The sequence below is a fragment of the Bariatricus sp. SGI.161 genome, from assembly GCF_050313695.1.
Taxonomy (GTDB): domain Bacteria; phylum Bacillota; class Clostridia; order Lachnospirales; family Lachnospiraceae; genus JAFBIX01.
The window spans coordinates 1-282 of record NZ_JBNPLX010000109.1 but is presented as its reverse complement, the minus strand read 5'-3'; the positions used below and the strand labels follow the sequence as shown (position 1 = coordinate 282).

1 rRNA gene is annotated in these 282 nt (G+C 50.0%); it reads right to left on the bottom strand.

The features are described from left to right. Positions 1 to 155 precede the first annotated feature (155 nt). Positions 156 to 273 (bottom strand): 5S ribosomal RNA (gene rrf, locus ACQRBH_RS17410). Positions 274 to 282 lie beyond the last annotated feature (9 nt).

Sequence of the window (282 nt, the reverse complement as noted above, 5' to 3'; positions counted from 1 at the left end):
CTGTTCAACTCTCTAATCACTGGTAAAACCAGTTATAGTAACAGCACTGCCCTGCTGATTGGGTTGGCGGTGATAAGTTGTTGCTCATCCTTGCCTGTATCTATATGAATTCTCCCGAACATCTGCAGCGAATCTGCATTTGCTCTTTTTTCATAATCTGGCGGCCACCTACTCTCCCGCACCGTCTCCAGTGAAGTACCATCGGCCGCTTAAGGCTTAACCATCGTGTTCGGGATGGGTACGGGTGTGTCCCCTAAGCGCATCGCCACCAGAAAGATCCCT